The following is a 17845-nucleotide window of genomic DNA, read 5'->3' as shown; positions in this document are numbered from 1 at the left end:
GTCCTCCGATCAGGGCTTGAGCGCGGTGCCCAGCACCTGCAGGTAGGCGACGACCGCGTCCATCTCGGTGTGTCCCTTGACCTCGTCGCCCGCCTGGGCGATCTGCTCGTCGCTGTAGGGCACGCCGACGATCCGCAGCCCGCGCATCTTGGGCGCCAGCTCTTTCGGATCGAGCGCCGCGCCCGCCAGCCAGGCATAGGCGGGCATGTTGGACTCGGGCACCAGGTCGCGCGGGTTGGTCAGGTGCAGGCGGTGCCACTCGTCGCTGTACTTGCCGCCGACACGCGCGAGGTCCGGCCCGGTGCGCTTGCTGCCCCACTGGAAGGGATGGTCGTAGACGAACTCGCCGGCCATCGAGTAGTGGCCGTAGCGCAGCGTCTCCGCGCGCAGCGGCCGGATCATCTGCGAGTGGCAGTTGTAGCAACCCTCGCGGATGTAGACGTCGCGACCGGCGAGCTGCAGCGCCGTGTAGGGCTTGAGGTGTTCGACCGGCTGCGTGGTCGAGCGCTGGAAGAACAGCGGGACGATCTCCACGATGCCGCCGACGATCACCGTCAGCAGCACCAGCACGATCATCAGGAAATTGCTGGTCTCGATGCGCTCGTGACCGGCGGGGCGGGCATGGGTGTTGGCCATGGCGTGCTCCTGTCGATGCGATCAGGCGGCGGCCGCGAGCGCGGCGCCGGGGATGGGGTGGCGGGCCGGCCGGCCGGCGCGGACCGTCATCACGACGTTCCAGGCCATCAGGCACATGCCGCCCAGGTACAGCAGGCCGCCGAGCAGGCGCACCACGTAGAACGGATAGGTGGCCTTGACGCCTTCGGCGAAGGTCCAGGTGAGCGTGCCGTCCGGGTTCACCGCGCGCCACATCAGGCCCTGCATCACGCCGGCGATCCACATCGCGGCGATGTAGAGCACGATGCCCAGCGTGGCGATCCAGAAGTGCAGCTCGATGGCGCGCTTCGAGTACATGTCGATGCGGCCGTACATGCGCGGGATCAGGTGGTACAGCGCCCCCATCGAGATGAAGCCCACCCAGCCCAGCGCGCCGCTGTGCACGTGGCCGACGGTCCAGTCGGTGTAGTGCGAGAGCGCGTTGACGGTCTTGATCGACATCATCGGTCCCTCGAAGGTCGACATGCCGTAGAACGACAGCGCGACGATCAGGAACTTCAGGATGGGGTCGTCGCGCAGCTTGTGCCACGCACCGCTCAACGTCATGACGCCGTTGATCATCCCGCCCCAGCTAGGCGCCAGCAGCACCAGCGAGAACAGCATGCCCACGCTCTGCGCCCAGTCGGGCAGCGCGGTGTAATGCAGGTGGTGGGGCCCCGCCCACATGTAGGTGAAGATCAGCGCCCAGAAGTGGACGATGGAGAGCCGGTAGCTGTAGACGGGCCGGTTGGCCTGCTTGGGGATGTAGTAGTACATCAGCCCGAGGAAGCCCGCCGTCAGGAAGAAGCCAACCGCGTTGTGGCCGTACCACCACTGCACCATCGCGTCCTGCACGCCGGCATAGGCGGAGTAGCTCTTCGTGAGCGAGACCGGGATCTCCGCGCTGTTGACGATGTGCAGCAGCGCGACGGCGATGATGAAGGCGCCGAAGAACCAGTTGGCGACGTAGATGTGGCGCACGCGCCGCACGCCGATCGTGCCGAAGAAGACGATCGCGTAGGACACCCAGACGACGGCGATCAACAGGTCGATCGGCCATTCGAGCTCGGCGTATTCCTTGCCGGTCGTCAGGCCCATCGGCAACGTGATCGCGGCGAGCACGATCACCAGCTGCCAACCCCAGAAGGTGAACCACGCCAGGGCCGGCGCGAAGAGCCGCACATGGCAGGTGTGTTGGACGACGTGGAAGGCTGTGGCCATCAGCACGCAGCCGCCGAAGGCGAAGATCACCGCGTTCGTGTGCAACGGCCTCAGCCGGCCGTAGCTGAGCCAGGGGATGCCGAAGTTCAGTTCCGGCCAGGCGAGCTGCGCGGCGATGATCACGCCGACCAGCATCCCCACCACGCCCCACAACACCGCGGCCAGCGAGAACGCGCGGACCACGCCGTCCTCATAACTGGGCGCATCACCGGCCGTGATGGCGCGTCCTCCCTCCGACCCTGATCTGCTTGCCATGCTGGCTCCTCGAGGCGCTTGCTGCGCCGATGGCAAGGATTGTTCGGCGCCGCTCCGAAGCGCGTGTTGATACGCGTCAAGCTTGCGCGTCGTCCTCGAGGATTCGTTGACCTTCCCGGTCCAGCGACTCGAGTTGACCGTCCTGCACGGCCCAGCCGAACACGGCCAGCACCAGCAGCACGAGCACCACCGACAACGGGATCAGCAGATAGAGGATGTCCATCGCGGCAGCGTCCTTCAGATGTCGATCGATCGGCGGACGATCACCGCGGACCCCGTCGCATCGCGGCCCAGTCGGGCCGCATTGGCGACGACGAGCAGCGAGCTCGTGGCCATGCCCAGGCCCGCGGCCCACGGCGGCAGCCAGCCGATCAGCGCCATCGGCACGCACACGGCGTTGTAGAGCGCCGACCAGGCCAGGTTCTGGCGCACGACGCGGCGCGTGCATCGCGCCAGGGTCAGCGCGACGGTGATCGCGTCGAGGCGATCGGCAGTCAGCACCGCGTCGGCGCGCGCTTTCGCGAGGTCGGCGCCCTGTCCCATCGCGATCGATACCTGCGCCCGCGCGAGCACAGGCGCGTCGTTGATGCCGTCGCCGATCATCAGCACACGATGGCCGCGCGACTGCAACGCGATCACGTGCTGGAGCTTGTCCTCCGGCGTGGCGCCGCCGCGCCAACGCGCGATCCCGGCCTGCTTCGCGACGGCTTCGACGCGCGCGGGCGTATCACCCGACAGCAGTTCGACCGTGGCGCCCATGGCCTGCCATCCGGCGATCGACGCCGTCGCGCCAGCGCGCAGGTGTTCATCGACGTGCCAGGCGGCGCGGACGACACCGTCGCAGGCCAGGACGATCTGTGCGTCGAACGGGTCCGGTGTCGGGCCTGGCGTCGGGCTTGATATCGGGCCCGCTTCGACCGCCCAATGCGGCGATCCCAGCCGCCATCGATGTCCGCAGGCATCGCGGCCTTCGACACCCCGGTTGCTGAACTCTTCGATCGCCCACCCGTCATCGATCGGGGGTGGCTCGGCGAGCGACGCTGCCAGCGCGCGCGACAGCGGATGATGAGAGGCTGCGGCCAGCACCGCGGCCGCCGTCTTGGCCTCCTCCTCCGCATCGGCATCGGCATCGGCATCGGCATCGGCATTCTCAGCATCGGGCCGCACGCGTCGCAGACAGGGTGCGGGGTCCGTCAGCGTGCCGGTCTTGTCCATCACGATCCGGTCGACGTCGGCGAGCGACTCGATGGCGTCGAGCCGCGACAGCAGCAGACCGCGCCGCGCCAGCGCGCCGGCGGCCGCGACCCAGGCCGCGGGCGCCGCCAGCGACAGGGCGCAGGGGCAGGTCACGATCAGCACCGACACCGCCACCGCGACCGTCCGCGACGGATCGACGAACTGCCAGACGAGCGCGGCCACGCCGGCGAGCAACAGGACCGCCGCGAGGAACCAGCCCGCGACGCGGTCCGCCGTGCGCAGCATCGCCGGCCGGTCCTGGAACGCCTGCGCCATCAACTGGCGGATGCCTGCCAGACGAGTCTGCTCGCCGACGTGGCGCACGCGCAGCGTGAGCACGCCGGAGAGATTCAGACTGCCGGCGAGCACGGCATCGCCCGGCGCTTTCGCCACCGGGCGCGCCTCGCCGGTCAGCAGCGACTCGTCGGCCGCGCCGTTGCCGGCCTCGACGACCGCATCGGCCGGCACGCGCTGCCCCGCGGCGACGCGCACCCGGTCGCCGACCGCAAGCGCCTCGATCGCCACGCGTTCCGCCGTGCCGTCCGGCCCCAGCCGTTCGACCTCCTCCGGCAGCGCTTCCGTGGCCTGTTCGATCGCCGCCGCCGCGCGATGACGCGCGCGCAGTTCCAGATACCGCGCGCCGAGCAGGAAGGTCACGAACATCGTGATCGAATCGAAGAAGACCTCGTGCCCGAACGAGCCGCCGGGGTCCAGCGTCGCGCCGCTGCCGGCCACGAAGGCGACGGCCAGGCCCAGCGCCACCGGCACGTCCATCCCGAGGCGCCGTCCGCGCAGCTGACTCAGCGCCGCGCGGAAGAACGGTCCTGCGGCCAGGAGCATCACCGGCAGCGTCAGTACCCATTGGCCCCAGCGCAGCAGCGCGGCCTGGTCGGGCTCAAGCTCCCCTGACGCGGCGACGTAGGACGGCCACGCCAGCATCATCACCTGCATCATCAGGAAGCCGGCGACGAACAGACGCCAGAGCGCCTGGCGATGCTCGCGCCGCCGCAGGTCGCGCGCCGGCCCGGCGACGTCGGGCACGAAGTCGTAGCCGGCGGGCGCGAGCGACTGCCGCAGCTGCTCGAGCGTCACGAGCGCCGGTCGCCAGTCCAGCACCAGCGTCTGGGTCGACGGCTGGACCTCGGCCGATCGCACGCCCTGCTGCGCAAGCAGGAGGGACTCGACCAGACCTGCGCAGGTCGCGCAATGCAGGCCCGACAACCGGAACCGGGCGCGCGTCAGCGCTGCGTCGGGACCGGGGCGATTGGCGCGTCCGGCATCGGCGCCCAGGGCACCGGCGGACACCGAGGCGGCTGGGGCGGGCAACATGGCCGCGATAATCCGCCAAACCTTGAGGTGACAACATGCTCAATATCAAACAAGCGGCATCGTCCGTCGTTCTTTCGACCCTCCTGTCGACCGTGTTGTCGATGGCCGCCCTGACGGCGGCCGGTCCGGCGGCGGCCCAGCAGATCCCCCAGACCGGACTGCCGGTGGTCGAGCTCGGCGCCGGCATGCACCTGATCCATGCCGAGGTCGCCCGCACCGACGAGCAGCGCGCCATCGGCCTGATGGCCCGCAAGGAGATGGCTCAGAACGCCGGGATGATCTTCATCTTCGAGCAGCCGTCGCAGCAGTGCTTCTGGATGCGCAACACGCTGATCCCGTTGTCGGCCGCCTTCGTCGCCGACGACGGCACCATCGTCAACGTCGTGGAGATGCAGCCGCTGTCCGACACCTCGCACTGCTCGACCAAGCCGGTGCGCTACGTGCTCGAAATGAACAAGGGCTGGTTCGACAAGCGCGGCCTCAAGGCCGGCGCGAAGCTGCGCGGCGGCCCCTGGCCCAAGTGATCGCGCCGCCGGCCTCGAGGGGCGACTCCCGCGGCGTCGGATCCCCTGCGATCCGGACGCTGAAATGACAACGGCCCGGGAGCGATCCCGGGCCGTTCCTTCATCGGCTCCCGCGGAGCGGGCGCCGGTGGGTCAGTTGCCGAAGTTGGCCTGGGCGAAGTCCCAGTTCAGCAGGCTCTTCAGGAAGGTCTCGACGAACTTCGGACGCGCGTTGCGGTAGTCGATGTAGTAGGCGTGTTCCCACACGTCGATGGTCAGTAGCGGCGTGTCGCCGGTCGTCAGCGGGGTGCCGGCGGCGCCCATGTTGACGATGTCGACCGAGCCGTCGGCCTTCTTCACCAGCCAGGTCCAGCCGGAACCGAAGTTGCCGACGGCGCTCTTCTGGAAGGCTTCCTTGAAGGCGTCGACGCTGCCCCACTTGGCGTTGATCGCGTCGGCCAGCTTGCCGGTCGGCGCGCCGCCGCCGTTGGGCTTCAGGCAGGACCAGAAGAAGGTGTGGTTCCAGATCTGCGCGGCGTTGTTGTAGATGCCGCCGCTGGAGGTCTTGACGATCTCTTCCAGCGTCTTGTTCTCGAACTCGGTGCCCTTCTGCAGGTTGTTCAGGTTGTCCACGTAGGCCTTGTGGTGCTTGCCGTGGTGGTACTCCAGCGTCTCGGCGCTGATGTGCGGCTCCAGCGCCTTCTTGTCGTAGGGCAGCTCGGGCAGGACGTGTTCCATGAGGGACTCCTAATCGGTGGTTGGTGGTGGGACGGGTGTCGCGGGCGATTGTAGGCAGCGAAATCATGCCCCTGACGGGAGCGCGCATACCGCGCCACAGAGGGCGCGGACCGCCCTCAGACCTCTCGGCGAACGACGCGCCCGACTGTCAGATCGGCTTCGCCGTCGGACAGGACGGCGCGCAAGTCCTGACCCTCGCGGAGCTGGTCGACCGAGCTCAGCGCCCGCCCCTGCCCATCGTCCAGCCAGGCGTAGCCGCGGGCCAGCACCTGGCGCGGATCGAGCGCCTGGAGGCGCGCCTCGAGCGCGTCCAGCCGGTGCGCGCCGCGCTGCGCCTGTTGCGGGAGTGCCCGGTCGAGCCGCTCCGCGAGATGTCTCAGCCGCTGCGTCTGCAGCGCCGCGGCGCGGGGTGCGATCTGGTTCAGCCGCTGTTCCAGGTGACGCAGACGTTGCGATTCCAGGGAGACCGTCTTCGGCGCCACCTGACCCAGCCGCTGGGACAGCAGATCCAGCCGGCGCCGCTGTCTCGCCAGGGCGTCGCCCGGCCGCGCGAGCCGCAAGGCCAGCCGGTCGAGCCGCTGCGCGGAGGCGTCCAGGCGCTGTTCGACCCGGCGCGTCAACTGGCGTTCCAGCGCGTCCAGCGTCTCCAGGCACTGCTGACGCGAGACCGTGGCCAGCTCCGCCGCCGCCGTCGGCGTCGGGGCGCGCAGGTCGGCCGCCAGATCCGCCAGGGTGATGTCGGTCTCATGGCCGACGCCGCAGATCACCGGCAGCGGCGATTCGGCCACCGCCTGCACGACGCGCTCGTCGTTGAAGGCCCACAGGTCCTCCAGCGAGCCGCCGCCGCGCACCAGCAGCAGCACCTCGGCATCGGCGCGCTCGTTGGCCGTGGCCAACGCCCGCACGATCGCCGGCGGCGCCTCGGCGCCCTGGACCAGCGTCGGATAGAGGAAGACACGCGCGTGCGGCGCTCTGCGGCGCAGGGCGGTCAGCACGTCCTGCAGCGCGGCCGCACCGGTGGAGGTGATCACGCCGATCCGCCGCGCGTACCTCGGCGGCTGGCGTTTGCGATCCGCGTCGAAGTAGCCCAGCGACTCCAGCTTCGCCTTCAGGCGCAGGAACTGCTCGTAAAGCGCGCCCTCGCCGGAGCGGCGCATCGCCTCGACGATGAACTGCAGTTCGCCGCGCGGCCCGTACAGGTCGAGCCGGCCGCGCACTTCGACCGTCATCCCGTCCCGCGGCGCGAAGTCCACCATCGACGCCGCGCGCCGGAACATCGCGCAGCGCAGCATCGCCGGCTGGCCTTCCGCGTCCTTCAGACTGAAATAACAGTGGCCGCTGGCCGCGCGCGTGAAGCCCGACAGCTCGCCCTGCACCGTGATGACGGGGAATCTGGCCTGCAATGCGTCGGAGAGGGCCGTCAACAGGGCCGCGACCCCCCAGACCATCCGTGGTGATGCGGGTTTCGGGGCGTCAATCATGCGCAAACCCAATGCCGGCGCGGGTCCGGAACTCCACAGCCGCGTCAATGCTGGCTCCGCGGGCCATATTGGCCGTCATGCCCGCGTCACAGATCGATAAGCGCTTGTTTTTCAAAAGCTTTTTCCTGCCTTTTTTTGGAGCAGCCTAATCCTTGCCGTTTGGCGACGGGGCCTGGCGCGGTTCCGAGACCAGTTGCCCACAAAGTTATCCACAGGAACGGTGGATGTTTGTAAGGGCTTGTGATGAGGGTCCGGAGTGGTCGGCGCCAGCGTTGCGGGGCGCCATAATGCGCCGCCGGGCCGGAGATGCCCGTACGGAGGGAAAGCCTTGTTTTCGATCATACAAGCCGCCGGCTGGCCGATCTGGCCCTTGCTGCTGTGTTCCGTCGTGGCCCTGGCGCTGATCATCGAGCGCGTCGTCAGCCTGCGTGCCGCGCGCGTCGCGCCGCCCAGCCTGATCGAGGAAGTGCTGGGCGTGACCCAGCTGCAGATCCCGAGCGGTGAAGTCGTCGGCAAACTGGCCGAGAACTCGCTGCTGGGTCAGGTCCTGGCGGCCGGGCTGCGCACCTCGCAGGCCGATCCGCGCGCCGGCGAGACCCGCCTGCGCCAGTCCTTCGAACTGGCCGGCCGCCATGCGATCCACCAGATGGAGCGCTACCTCAACACGCTGGGCACCATCGCCGCGGCCGCGCCGTTGCTCGGCCTGCTGGGCACCGTGGTCGGCATGATCGAGATCTTCGGCAGCCAGAGCCCGGGCCCCGGCGGCAACAACCCGGCGCTGCTGGCGCACGGCATCTCGATCGCGCTCTACAACACCGCCTTCGGCCTGGTCGTCGCGATCCCGTCGCTGATGTTCTACCGCTACTTCCGCGGTCGCATCGAGTCCTACGTCGTCGACATGGAGCAGGCCAGCGAGCGTCTGCTCACCCACCTGGTCAACCGCGCGATGCCCGGCGTCCATGCCGTGAACGCCGGACCGGCCACGGTTCCGCCGCCGGTGGCCGCGCCCGCCTCGGGGAAGGCCAAGGCATGAAGTTCCGCCGTCGCCAGGGCGAGGAACCGGAGATCAACCTGATCCCGTTCATCGACGTGCTGCTCGTCGTGCTGATCTTCCTGATGCTGTCGACGACGTACTCGAAGTTCACCGAGCTTCAGCTGACGCTGCCGACCGCCGACGCCCAGCAGCTCAAGGAGCGGCCGGCGGAGATCATCGTGGCGATCTCGGCGGACGGCCGCTATTCGATCGACCGCAACGCCGTCGAGGGCCGCAGCGTGGACCTGCTGACCGCCGCGCTGCTGCAGTCGGCGCAGGGCAAGCAGGAGCCGGTGGTGATCATCTCCGCCGACGCGGCCACGCCGCACCAGGCGGTGGTCAACGCGATGGACGCGGCCCGCCGCGCCAACCTCACGCGACTGACCTTCGCGGCCAACAAACCTCAATGATTGCCGCAATGAGCGCGGCCATGGCCCGGGACCGGACATGACCCGGCCGGCCCTCGAGGACCGGCTGCAGCGCGCCTGGCGCGATGACGACCGCCTCGCCCACCTGCTGCGGCCCTTGGCCGCGCTGCATGGCGCGGTGCTGCGGCTGCGCGTGGCGCTGTACCGCTTCGGCCTGAAGAAGGCCGAGACGCTCCCCGTGCCGGTGATCGTCGTCGGCAACTGGGTGGTCGGCGGCGCCGGCAAGACGCCCACGACGCTCGCGCTGCTGGACACGCTCCGGCGCATGGACATCCGCGCCGGGGTCATTTCGCGCGGCTACGGCCGTGCGGATGACGCGCAGGTCCGCGTGATCGCCGACGGCGACCGCGCCGAAGACGTCGGCGATGAACCCCTCCTGATCAAGCTGCGCGCGGGCGTGCCGGTCGCGGTCGGCCGCGACCGCATCGCGGCGGCGCGCGCGCTGCTCGACGCCTGCCCCTGGATCCAGGTGCTGGTGTCGGACGACGGTCTGCAGCACTGGCGGCTGCCGCGGCAGCTCAGCGTGCTCGTGTTCGACGAACGCGGCCTGGGCAATGGCCGCCTGCTGCCGGCCGGGCCGCTGCGCCAGGCGCGGGCCCTGCCGCCGCCGCCGGGGTCCTCGCCGGACACGCTGGTGCTCTACAGCACCGGTCGGCCGAGCACCGCCCTGCCCGGCTACGTCGGCACCCGCCAACTGGCCGGGGCCGCCGCGCTGGCCGACTGGTGGCGCGGCGAGCCGGGACGCCTGGAGCGGCTGCACGCGCTGCGCGGCAAGCCGCTGCTGGCCGCGGCCGGACTGGCGAGGCCGCAACGCTTCTTCGACATGCTCGGCGAGCAGGGCCTGAACTTCCGCGCGCTGGCGCTGCCCGACCACGCCTCGCTGGACCCGTTGCCCTGGGCCCGCACCGACGAGGTCGTCATCACCGAGAAGGACGCCGTCAAGTTGCGTCCGGAGGCGCTGCAGGGCTGCCGCATCTGGGTGGTGGCGCTAGACTTCCGCCCCGAACCCGCTTTTGAAGAGGCGTTGCAGCGCGAGCTGCGGCGGCTGCTCCCCCATGGACCATCGACTGATTGAGATGCTGGTGTGCCCCGTCTGCAAGGGCCCGCTGGACGACCGCCGCAATGCCCCGGGCACCGGCCTGCCGGACCGCGAACTGCTGTGCCCGGCCGACCGCCTGGCCTTCCCGATCCGCGACGGCATTCCGGTCATGCTGGCCAACGAGGCCCGTTCCACGGACGCCGAAGGCGACGCCGCGTGAACACCGGCTTCCACATCGTCATCCCGGCCCGGCTGGCGTCGACACGCCTGCCCAACAAGCCGCTGGCCGACATCGCCGGCGCGCCGATGATCGTGCAGGTGGCGCGGCGCGCGGCGCTGGCCGGCGCGGCGCAGGTCGTCGTCGCGACGGATGCCGTCGAGGTGAAGGCCGCCTGCGAGGCCCACAATGTCCGCGCGCTGATGACGCGCGCCGACCACGCCAGCGGCAGCGATCGTTTGGCGGAGGCCGTCGAGCTGCTCGGACTGCCGGATGACGCGCTGGTCGTGAACGTCCAGGGCGACGAGCCGCTGATCGCGCCGGAAATGATCCGTGCCTGCGCCGACCTGCTCGCCGCGAAGCCGCAATGCGCGATGGCGACGGTCGCGCACGCGATCGACGACGACGCCGAGTTCGCGAACCCGAACGTCGTCAAGCTGGTCACCGATGCCCAGGGCCTGGCGCTGTACTTCTCCCGCGCGCCGATCCCGTGGTGGCGCGACGCGCCCAGCGGCGGCGCCCGCGTGAAGCCCGAGGCCGTGCTACGACACGTCGGGCTGTATGCCTATCGCGCCGGTTTCCTGCGCCGCTTCCCGACGCTGGCGGTGTCGCCGCTGGAGCAGATCGAGGCGCTGGAGCAGCTGCGCGTGCTGTGGCACGGCGAGCGCATCGCGGTGCATGTCAGCGCCGAGCGACCGGGGCCGGGCGTGGACACGCCCGAGGACCTCGAACGCGTCAGAAGGCTGATGACAAGCTGAATCGCGGCCCGGCCCGACAGGGTTACACCGCAGTTCATTCGCCTGCCGCGTCAGCGGGCCGTAGGCCAGCGCGTGCTATTCTCGCCCGCAGTTTTCGAGGGCGCGTCGACCCGTGCGGCGCGCCCTCTCCCTATATCGAGGAGACCCATGCGACTGATTCTTCTGGGCGCCCCCGGCGCCGGCAAAGGCACTCAGGCCTCTTTCATCTGCCACAAGTTCGGCATCCCGCAGATCTCCACCGGGGACATGCTGCGTGCCGCCGTCAAGGCCGGCTCCGAACTCGGCGTCGCGGCCAAGAAGGTCATGGATGCCGGTGGCCTGGTCAGCGACGACATCATCATCGGCCTGGTCAAGGAACGCATCGCCCAGCCGGATTGCGCCAAGGGTTTCCTGTTCGACGGTTTCCCGCGCACGATCCCGCAGGCCGACGCGATGAAGGCCGCCGGCGTGAAGCTGGACTTCGTGCTCGAGATCGACGTCCCTGACAGCGCCATCATCGAGCGCATGAGCGGACGGCGCGTGCATGTCGGCTCGGGCCGCACGTACCACACCAAGTTCAATCCGCCCAAGGTCGAGGGCAAGGACGACGTCACCGGCGAGGACCTGATCCTGCGTGACGACGACAAGGAAGAGACCGTCAAGAAGCGCCTGGAGGTCTATCAGGCCCAGACGCGTCCGCTGGTCGACTATTACTCCAGCTGGGCCGCCAGCGGCGACGCACAGGCGCCGCAGTACCGTCGCATCGAAGGCATCGGCACGGTCGACGAGATCACCGGCCGCGCCCTCGCCGCGCTGAGCTGAACTCACTCCGACCCGTGATCATGGCGGCCCGCGTGGCCACCATTTTTTCGTCGACAATTGACGTTTACGTCAACGGCAACCAACAACTCGGAAGGAGACATCCATGGACATCGCGAACAAGGTCTTCATCGTCACCGGCGGCGCCTCGGGCCTCGGCGAAGGCACGGCCCGCATGCTGGCGCGCGAAGGCGCGACGGTCGTCATCGCCGACCTGCAGGTCGAACGCGGCGAGGCGCTCGCCAAGGAGCTGAACGGCGCCTTCGTGAAGTGCGACGTCAGCCAGGAAGCCGATGCCCAGGCTGCCGTCGCCAAGGCGGTCTCGCTGGGCAAGCTCATGGGCCTGGTGAACTGCGCCGGCATCGCGCCGGCCGCCAAGACCGTCGGCAAGGACGGCGCACATGCGCTGGCGACCTTCTCGAAGGTGATCACGGTCAACCTGGTCGGCAGCTTCAACATGATCCGCCTCGCCGCCGAGGCGATGAGCAAGAACGAACCGGAAGCCACCGGCGAGCGCGGCGTGCTGATCTCGACGGCCTCGGTGGCCGCCTACGACGGTCAGATGGGTCAGGCGGCCTATGCGGCCTCCAAGGGCGGCGTCGTCGGCATGACGCTGCCGATCGCGCGCGACCTGGCGCGCAACGGCATCCGCAACATGACGATCGCTCCCGGCATCTTCGGCACGCCGATGCTGTTCGGCATGCCGCAGGAGGTGCAGGACGCGCTGGCCGCCAGCGTGCCCTTCCCGTCGCGCCTGGGCCGTCCGGAGGACTACGCCAAGCTGGTCCACCAGATCGTCACCAACGACATGCTCAACGGCGAAGTGATCCGCCTGGACGGCGCGATCCGCATGGCGCCGAAGTGACCCTGGTGTCGACGCCGACGAGCCGCTGATCCACAGATCATCGAATCATCGGCCCACGAAAAAGGCCTCCCGGCGCAAGCCGGGAGGCCTTCTCACTGGATCGCGCCGATCGCGACCCGGCGGACCGGATCGCGAGGCGGAGGGATCAGTGCTTCGCGCTGCGCGCGTAGACCGACCACAGGCCGGCCAGATCGGCCGAGCCGTCGGTGCCCTTGACGGTGCGCCAGGTGGCCTGCGCCTTGGCCTTGTCGCCGCCCAGGAACTGCGCCAGGCCCAGGTAGAGCTTGGCGTCATCCGGACGCTTCAGGTTGCCCTTGGCGATGCCTTCTTCCATCAGCTTGATGCCGGCGGCGGCCTGGCCGCGCTGCACCTGAGCGAAGCCGACCTTCACCAGCTCGTCGCCTTCCCGGGCGCCGCGGGCAGCCTTCTCGGCCTCGGCTGCACCCGCCTTGGCTTCGGCGATGCGCTTGTCCAGCAGATCGGCCAGACGCTTCGGACGAGCGTTGTCGTCGGTCGGCTTCAGGACGCCGGCGGCGAAGCCCTTGTCCAGCACCTTCTTGCCTTCTTCCGGATAGCCAGCAGCACCGGCGAGCTGGGCCAGCTCCATGTAGTCGTTGGCCCCCGTCATGTTCTCGGTGACCAGACGCAGACGCAGCACGTCGACCTGATAACGACCGGCCGCGAAGCCCTTCTTGGCCTGCAGCGTGCCCAGCGACTGTGCCCACAGCTGCTTGGTCGGGTAGTAGTTCAGCAGCTTCTGGATCAGCACCGATTCCGTGCCGCCGTCGCCCTTCTTGTTGGCCGCCCACAGCGCCGTGTTCAGCTTGTCCTGGGACGGCGCGCGACCCGCCTTCTCGTCGGCGGAGATGTCGGCCAGCGTGTCCTTGAGGATCGTGGTCACGTCGCCCGAACGCAGCTGCGCCGCGGCCTGGACCTGCTTCATCGCCGGGCTGTTGCCGCCGGCGGCGTTGTACTTGTTGACCCACTCCAGCGCCTTGGCGCCGTTGCCCGCGCGCAGGTAGGTACCGGCGATGGCTTCCATCGTCGGCAGCTTGTTGGCGGCCGGCAGCTTGCCGGCGGCGCTCAGCGCGTCATAGGCCTTGACCATGCCGTCGGCATCGCCCAGGCGCGATGCGGCGGACAGGCGCAGACCTTCCAGCGTCGCGTTCTCGTCCGCGTTGCGGCCGGGCACGGCCTCGGCTTCGCGGATCTTGGCCATCGCTTCCTGCGCCTTGCCCGCCTTCAGCAGATCGGACGCGGCCTTCAAGGCGCCGCCGACTTGCGGACGCACCTGCGCGGCGGCTTGGGACAGGACGCTCAGGCTGCCTTCGGGCGTGGAGCCCAGCACCAGCGCAGCGGCGCCGACAGCGGCGGTTGCCAGCAGTTTGAGTTTCATTCGCTTGCTCTCCAAAGAAGAAAAACGCGCCGCCCTTTCGGGCAGGCGCGTTCTGGTCAGACACCGATCAGGCGGTCATCCGGCTCAGTTCAGGAACTGTTCGTTCCCGACCATCGCCATTTTCTTGACGCCCAGGCGCTGCGCCGACGCCATCACATTGGCCACGTAACCGTACTCGGCCAGCTTGTTCGGCTTGATGTGCACTTCCGGCTGGTCCGGCATCGCGGCGATCTCGGACATCCTGGCCTCCAGCGCCGCGTGGTTCGGCACGGCGGCGCCGTCCCAGAACACCGTGCCGTCGAAGTCGATCGCCACTTCGTGGACGACCGGCTCGTTGGGCGGCGGATTGTTGTTCGGCGGCGGCATGTCCAGGTTGACCGAGTGCAGCTGGATCGGGATGGTGATGATCAGCATCACCAGCAGCACCAGCATCACGTCGATCAGCGGCGTCGTGTTGACGTCCAGCATGGTTTCCGGCTCGTCGCTGCCGCTGGAGCTTCCAACGTTCATACCCATGTTTCAGCTCCTTCAGCCACCGCGAGCCGGCGGCTCGGTGACGAACTTGATGGACATGATGCCAGCACGCTGGCACGCCACCATGACCTTGCCCACGTTCTCATAGCGGGACTTGTCGTCGCCGCGGATGTGAACTTCCGGCTGAGGATTCAGAACCGCCACCTTCTTCAGGCGCGCCACCAGCGTTTCCACGTCGGGAACCGGCTGCACGCCCCAGTAGATGTCGCCATCCTTGGTCACCGCGATTTCGATGTTCTCCGGCTTCGTGACGCGGACGACGTTCGTCTCCTTCGGCAGGGTCACCCCCACCGACTGCGTCACCACCGGCACGGTGATCAGGAAGATGATCAGGAGCACCAGCATCACGTCCACGAGGGGCGTGGTGTTGATGGTCGAGACCACTTCGTCGTCGCCACCGGACGAACCTACGTTCATCCCCATATTGCGTCTCCGGAAACTGCGGTGCGGATTAGCGGCCTGCGACCTTGCGGCTGCCCATCAGGACGCCGTGCAGGTCAGCAGCGAAGGCACGGACCTGGCCCATCACCGTCTTGTTGCGGTTGACCAGCCAGTTGTAGCCCAGCACGGCCGGAACGGCGACGGCCAGACCGATGGCGGTCATGATCAGCGCGGCGCCCACGGGGCCGGCCACCTTGTCGATCGAAGCCTGACCGGCGACGCCGATCTGCGTCAGCGCCTGCAGGATGCCCCACACCGTGCCGAACAGGCCGATGAAGGGGCTGGTCGAACCGACGGTCGCCAGGAAGCCCAGGCCGCCTTGCAGACGGGTGTTGACTTCGCTGACGGCGCGGTCGATGTTCATCGTGACCCACGTGTTGTGGTCGATGTTCTCGGTCAGGGCGCCTTCATGGTGCTCCGAGGCTTCCACGCCGGTCTGGGCGATGAAGCGGAACGCACCGGATTCGCTCAGGCTCTTCAGGCCTTCCTGCAGGGAAGCCTTCTTGAAGAACGACGCGCGGACGTCCTTGGCTTCACGCGAGATCTTGGAGGTGTCCCACAGCTTCGTGAACAGGATGTACCACGAGCCCATGGACATGATGGCCAGGATGGCCAGCACGGCCTGGTCGACCACGTTGCCGTGGGCGACGATGTTGCCCAGGCTGTAGGGGTTGTCGACCGGCTTGGCGGCGGCCGGCTCGGAGACGGCGGCAGGAGCGATGTCGGCAGGAGCGGGGGCGGTGTCAGCGGCGGAGGCGGCGGCCGAGGCAGCCTGGTCCTGCGCTTGGGCGGCCAGCGGGGAGACGGCCAGGGTCGCGGCGCAGGCGACGGCCGCAAACAAGGCAGACAGACGAGAGATCATGGAGGGTGCTCCTACGAGAAAAGTCTTGAACTCAGGTTGAGAGGTCGGGGCGCGTCAGGCGCCCCGTGTTCGATCGATCGCGGGTGGGACAGTCCCGCGGATCATTCCATGTTGAACACGAATTCCTGTTCGAGGATCGCGTCCGTGCACTGGTATTCCGTCAGCGCCGCCTGGATGGCGTTCTTGAGCGCGCGTTCGGCCTTGCGGTCGTTGGCGCCGCGCAAGGCGGTGAAGGTCACGTCAGCCACCTTGCCGCCCTTGACGGTGAAGGTCGCCTTGTAGCTGGCGGTACCGCTCCAGTTGAGGGCCGGCATTTCGGGCTTGGCCATCTTGGTGCAGTTGCCGATCGCCGAGCGCGGGCGGTCCGACGGCGGAGCCGGCGGCGCGGGCGCCGGTTGCGGCGGCGCCGGACGGAATTCCTGCGCCGGGGGCGGCGTCGTCGACTGCACGGCCACCGTCTGCGTCGGCGGCGGCGGAGCCGTCACGACCACTTCGGGCGGGGGCACGAACGGCGGCGGGGGCGCCTTGATGTCCGGCGGGGGCGGCACGACCTTGTCGGGCGGCGGCGGCGGCTTGACCTTTTCCTCGACGACCTTGACGTCGATCGGGCCCTTGACGGCCTCCTTGATCTTGGTCGCCAGACCGCTCGCCAGCGCCCAGATGATCAGGGCGTGGATGACGATGACGATGCCGATGCCAGTCACGCGCGATGACCCAGCTTTATCCTGCGCAAAGTTCATGCGCGCTCCTTCATCAAACTGCGAATTTCTTTCATCGAAGCTACAAGGGGAGTTCGACTCAACACAGCGTCTGGTCGGATCAGGCGTTCGCGCCGCAACCTGGGGTCAGCAGCGCCTGTCTTGCCGGCTGTGCGAGCGGCGGAGACGACCGGTGCCACATCGCCGAAGCGCCACGGACCGCCGCCCCGCCGAAGGCAGGAGGGACACACGAAGACTCGAAAACCCAGGGCACGATACGAACCCGACTCAACAAAAATGCCCGTCAGCTTGTGGCCGCGGGCGTCTCGAGGATCAGTCAAAATTCTGTAGCAAAACTACAGAATTCGACCACCTTTCACGACCTTGATCATAAACGACATGCACAAGCCGCAAGCCATGGGGTTTGCCCGAGCATGCGCGCATCGCCCATCGCACGAATCACCTGCGGTTACAGCGGGTGCGCCGTCCAACGGTCAAGTGCATCGACCCTGGTATTCTACTGGTATGCCCCCTTGCCCCCTCCCCTGGAATCCTAGGGCTAACCCGCAAAGCCGTTACCAGACGAACTGCTCTGCGTACGAGGCAATCCTTGTGCCAGCCGGCGTCCTCAGGCCGCTTTCGGAGCGGCAATCAACCAGCCGGTGATCGCCTGGCGTTCGGCCATGGCGAATGGCGGCACATAGGAGACAAAATGTCGCTGAGGTACCGTGAACAGTGACAGTGAGTTGAAATGCGGGAAGTAGGTATCCAGTACCGATCCATCCTCCGCCGCGAAGTGGAGCATCCCGCCCCAATCCGGACGCCAGTGCCGGGTGAGGTTGATCACATAGGCGATCCGGCGGTCCTCGCGGTCCACATGATCGTCATGGGTGGTCAGGAAGTTACCGCGCGAGTACATCGTCGCCTGCGCGAAGACGCCATTGATTTGAGGGTCACCGCTCAGTTCGCGCATGGGCGAGAGGAACTCGTCTCCGGCCATCCAGAGCATGAATCTGGCGAGCAGGTCGGTGCGCCCTTGGTGCACGGCGTGGACCAGCGAATCGGAGAAGAAGGAAAACTGGAAGCCACGGCGAGCCACCGCGTGGATGCCCTCATTGAGATCCATGCGCTGCGGCGGCGTCAGCGCGCGCAATTGCTCGCCGGTGAGGCGCCGGTCGCCCTGGGCATCTCGGTAGACGAGTTCCCAGTCGATGGCCCGGAGCGCGCGTTCGAGGGCCTCGACAACCTGCGGGGCAAAGAAGTCGCGGATCTGCACCCGCCCCCGCGTCCGTAGCGTGTGGCCCAGGGCATCGAAGTCGAGCGAGGGGTTGATGTAATCCATGACGGGTCGAAGCCTGG

20 protein-coding genes are annotated in these 17845 nt (G+C 68.3%); 8 read left to right on the top strand and 12 right to left on the bottom strand.

The features are described 5' to 3' along the window. Nucleotides 1-9: 9 nt before the first annotated feature. From ccoO to AC1VNM_RS01325, 4 genes are all read right to left on the bottom strand, one after another. The gene (gene ccoO / locus AC1VNM_RS01340) at nucleotides 10-636 is read right to left on the bottom strand and encodes a cytochrome-c oxidase, cbb3-type subunit II (RefSeq protein ID WP_377156446.1); all 627 of its coding nucleotides are present in this window, start codon (nucleotides 634-636) and stop codon (nucleotides 10-12) included. Between the two features lie 21 nt (nucleotides 637-657). Beyond that, nucleotides 658-2130 (bottom strand): cytochrome-c oxidase, cbb3-type subunit I, encoded by a 1473-nt coding sequence (gene ccoN, locus AC1VNM_RS01335; RefSeq protein WP_483105598.1) that lies wholly within the window; start codon nucleotides 2128-2130, stop codon nucleotides 658-660. A gap of 76 nt (nucleotides 2131-2206) precedes the next feature. Continuing rightward, on the bottom strand, nucleotides 2207-2353 hold the full coding sequence (gene ccoS / locus AC1VNM_RS01330; protein ID WP_067269376.1) for a cbb3-type cytochrome oxidase assembly protein CcoS: 147 nt from the start codon (nucleotides 2351-2353) through the stop codon (nucleotides 2207-2209). A gap of 14 nt (nucleotides 2354-2367) precedes the next feature. Continuing rightward, complete coding sequence (locus tag AC1VNM_RS01325; RefSeq protein ID WP_483105597.1) at nucleotides 2368-4695, bottom strand: heavy metal translocating P-type ATPase; 2328 nt, start codon at nucleotides 4693-4695, stop codon at nucleotides 2368-2370. 35 nt (nucleotides 4696-4730) lie between these two features. Between AC1VNM_RS01325 and AC1VNM_RS01320 the strand changes: the two genes are divergently transcribed. Next, a complete protein-coding gene (locus AC1VNM_RS01320) occupies nucleotides 4731-5219 on the top strand; it encodes a DUF192 domain-containing protein (RefSeq protein ID WP_483105596.1) in 489 nt (162 codons plus the stop codon). A 132-nt stretch (nucleotides 5220-5351) separates the two neighbouring features. Here the strand turns inward: AC1VNM_RS01320 and AC1VNM_RS01315 are convergent, their stop codons facing one another. Beyond that, nucleotides 5352-5936: a superoxide dismutase gene (locus tag AC1VNM_RS01315; RefSeq protein WP_377156454.1), complete on the bottom strand. Its 585-nt coding sequence runs from the start codon at nucleotides 5934-5936 to the stop codon at nucleotides 5352-5354. Between the two features lie 116 nt (nucleotides 5937-6052). Next, nucleotides 6053-7417 (bottom strand): exodeoxyribonuclease VII large subunit, encoded by a 1365-nt coding sequence (gene xseA, locus AC1VNM_RS01310; RefSeq protein ID WP_483105595.1) that lies wholly within the window; start codon nucleotides 7415-7417, stop codon nucleotides 6053-6055. A 328-nt stretch (nucleotides 7418-7745) separates the two neighbouring features. Between xseA and AC1VNM_RS01305 the strand changes: the two genes are divergently transcribed. From AC1VNM_RS01305 to AC1VNM_RS01275, 7 genes are all read left to right on the top strand, one after another. Further along, on the top strand, nucleotides 7746-8450 hold the full coding sequence (locus tag AC1VNM_RS01305) for a MotA/TolQ/ExbB proton channel family protein (protein WP_377156458.1): 705 nt from the start codon (nucleotides 7746-7748) through the stop codon (nucleotides 8448-8450). Then, nucleotides 8447-8860: an ExbD/TolR family protein gene (locus tag AC1VNM_RS01300; RefSeq protein ID WP_297530697.1), complete on the top strand. Its 414-nt coding sequence runs from the start codon at nucleotides 8447-8449 to the stop codon at nucleotides 8858-8860. The genes AC1VNM_RS01305 and AC1VNM_RS01300 overlap by 4 nt, the downstream gene beginning before the upstream one ends. Before the next feature lie 37 nt (nucleotides 8861-8897). Continuing rightward, nucleotides 8898-9953 (top strand): tetraacyldisaccharide 4'-kinase, encoded by a 1056-nt coding sequence (gene lpxK, locus AC1VNM_RS01295; protein ID WP_483105594.1) that lies wholly within the window; start codon nucleotides 8898-8900, stop codon nucleotides 9951-9953. Beyond that, nucleotides 9934-10137 carry a Trm112 family protein gene (locus AC1VNM_RS01290; protein ID WP_483105593.1) on the top strand — a complete coding sequence of 68 codons (204 nt, stop codon included), beginning with the start codon at nucleotides 9934-9936 and terminating at the stop codon, nucleotides 10135-10137. The genes lpxK and AC1VNM_RS01290 overlap by 20 nt, the downstream gene beginning before the upstream one ends. Next, nucleotides 10134-10892 carry a 3-deoxy-manno-octulosonate cytidylyltransferase gene (gene kdsB, locus AC1VNM_RS01285; protein ID WP_483105592.1) on the top strand — a complete coding sequence of 253 codons (759 nt, stop codon included), beginning with the start codon at nucleotides 10134-10136 and terminating at the stop codon, nucleotides 10890-10892. The genes AC1VNM_RS01290 and kdsB overlap by 4 nt, the downstream gene beginning before the upstream one ends. Before the next feature lie 147 nt (nucleotides 10893-11039). After that, the gene (gene adk, locus AC1VNM_RS01280; RefSeq protein WP_377156464.1) at nucleotides 11040-11693 is read left to right on the top strand and encodes an adenylate kinase; all 654 of its coding nucleotides are present in this window, start codon (nucleotides 11040-11042) and stop codon (nucleotides 11691-11693) included. A gap of 103 nt (nucleotides 11694-11796) precedes the next feature. Next, the gene (locus AC1VNM_RS01275) at nucleotides 11797-12555 is read left to right on the top strand and encodes a 3-hydroxyacyl-CoA dehydrogenase (RefSeq protein WP_088405199.1); all 759 of its coding nucleotides are present in this window, start codon (nucleotides 11797-11799) and stop codon (nucleotides 12553-12555) included. A gap of 145 nt (nucleotides 12556-12700) precedes the next feature. Here AC1VNM_RS01275 and AC1VNM_RS01270 read toward each other — a convergent pair whose 3' ends face one another. From AC1VNM_RS01270 to AC1VNM_RS01245, 6 genes are all read right to left on the bottom strand, one after another. Further along, complete coding sequence (locus AC1VNM_RS01270; RefSeq protein ID WP_483105591.1) at nucleotides 12701-13951, bottom strand: hypothetical protein; 1251 nt, start codon at nucleotides 13949-13951, stop codon at nucleotides 12701-12703. An 84-nt stretch (nucleotides 13952-14035) separates the two neighbouring features. Next, nucleotides 14036-14467, bottom strand: coding sequence for an ExbD/TolR family protein (locus AC1VNM_RS01265; RefSeq protein ID WP_431102407.1), 432 nt, complete (start codon nucleotides 14465-14467; stop codon nucleotides 14036-14038). Between the two features lie 12 nt (nucleotides 14468-14479). Beyond that, a complete protein-coding gene (locus AC1VNM_RS01260) occupies nucleotides 14480-14908 on the bottom strand; it encodes an ExbD/TolR family protein (RefSeq protein ID WP_067269350.1) in 429 nt (142 codons plus the stop codon). A 28-nt stretch (nucleotides 14909-14936) separates the two neighbouring features. Then, nucleotides 14937-15788, bottom strand: a complete 852-nt coding sequence (locus AC1VNM_RS01255; RefSeq protein ID WP_067269348.1) for a MotA/TolQ/ExbB proton channel family protein — start codon at nucleotides 15786-15788, stop codon at nucleotides 14937-14939. 101 nt (nucleotides 15789-15889) lie between these two features. Then, complete coding sequence (locus AC1VNM_RS01250) at nucleotides 15890-16528, bottom strand: energy transducer TonB (protein ID WP_483105590.1); 639 nt, start codon at nucleotides 16526-16528, stop codon at nucleotides 15890-15892. A 586-nt stretch (nucleotides 16529-17114) separates the two neighbouring features. After that, the gene (locus tag AC1VNM_RS01245) at nucleotides 17115-17828 is read right to left on the bottom strand and encodes a 2OG-Fe(II) oxygenase (protein WP_483105589.1); all 714 of its coding nucleotides are present in this window, start codon (nucleotides 17826-17828) and stop codon (nucleotides 17115-17117) included. Nucleotides 17829-17845 lie beyond the last annotated feature (17 nt).

Source organism: Mitsuaria sp. MSU3D (genome assembly GCF_056867975.1).
This window is presented reverse-complemented; position numbering and strand designations above follow the sequence as displayed.